The organism is Mesorhizobium sp. M2C.T.Ca.TU.002.02.1.1 (genome assembly GCF_003997225.1).
On the sequence record NZ_RZTO01001211.1, the window covers coordinates 1 to 1,265 of the forward strand.

Here is a 1,265-nt window from a genome sequence, read left to right on the forward strand (position 1 = left end):
GGGTGGGGAGGAGTGCGGCAGGCATAGGCGGCTCCGGGAGACGGACGAGCTCTCTCCTATAGATGCGCAAGCGCGCCGGAGTCACGCCGAATGCCGGGGCATCAGCCTGCCAGTGCCGTTCTCATTGTGAACGGACCTAACCCATCCACACCGAGCATCCCACCTTCTGCCCCGTCGCCGCATCCCGCACGGTCTTCGCAAACACCCGTCGCAAGCCGGCTCGGTTGGACGCAACATCCTTGCTCGCGAGATAGGCCGGATCGCCGACTTCCCAATGGTAGCGGGTGTTGGCCGGCGCGCGCTTCCAGGTGAATTTCGAGCGGTAAGCCACTTTGCCCGGCGTGGTGTCGGCGAAACGGCAGTCGATGGTCGCCGGCATCATGCCCTTGGCGCTCATCGCGCTGACCACCTTGTCGGCGTCGTCGGTCGTCAGCCATTGGCCGATGCTGCTCGTCCGGTATGCGTCTATGCCTGTCGGCTGGTGCGTCATGCATCCTGAAAGCAGCATCAGCGCTGCCATCGCGGCACCCGTCTTGCCTGCCCGCTTGCTGTCCTGCCGGTCGATGCCCATGCCCGTCTCCTTCCTGAAGAGAGTGGAAAGTTCCGGGCAAGAGAATGGTCGGCACGCGTCGCCGCGTATATTAGGCGCTTCACATGCCGTGCGGGCATGGCCGCTACCGGCTTGCGCGAGCAGGGGGAGCGATCGCCCCTGGAACGATATCGGTGTTCTGGGCCACCTTGATCCGCCATCCAAGCTGTTCCTTCTTCACCACCAGGAGCAGGATGCCTTCCCGCGTCCCGGCGGGCGCGCCGTCCGGAGCGGATGCGCCGGTCAAGGTCCATCTGTAGTGCACGGATGCGATGCCAGGGGACAGCTCGGCGACTGAAGCGGCGACGCCCTCCAACCGGCTGTCGCGAAACATGGTCGCGTGAGTGGCGCGGTGCGCGGCTTCGATCTCGGTCCGGTTCTTCCACCACACGCCCACGACATTGACGAAATTGGCGTCCTCGCAAAACAGCGCCGCGAAGTCGTCCATGTCATGTCGGTTCCAAGCATCGGCGAACGCGGCCGCGACATCCTCGGGCTTGCTGACCTCCAGTCCCATGACATGATCTCCCTTGCTTTCCGCCAGGCTGGGGTGAGACGATAGCGGCATCGGCAGGCCCTGTCACCGCACAGCCACAGAACTTAGCCGCGCCATTTCCTTAACGGCCCTGATCCCCAAAATTAACCTTTTGTTAATAAGCCTCGTTGGCTGTCGTTA

General features: G+C 63.5%; 2 protein-coding genes. Both read right to left on the reverse strand.

Translation table 11 applies throughout. The features are described from left to right. Positions 1 to 136: 136 nt before the first annotated feature. Complete coding sequence (locus tag EOD07_RS34825) at positions 137 to 571, reverse strand: hypothetical protein (RefSeq protein WP_127238387.1); 435 nt, start codon at positions 569 to 571, stop codon at positions 137 to 139. Positions 572 to 674: 103 nt separating this feature from the next. Next, on the reverse strand, positions 675 to 1,106 hold the full coding sequence (locus EOD07_RS34830) for an SgcJ/EcaC family oxidoreductase (protein WP_127238388.1): 432 nt from the start codon (positions 1,104 to 1,106) through the stop codon (positions 675 to 677). Positions 1,107 to 1,265: the final 159 nt, after the last annotated feature.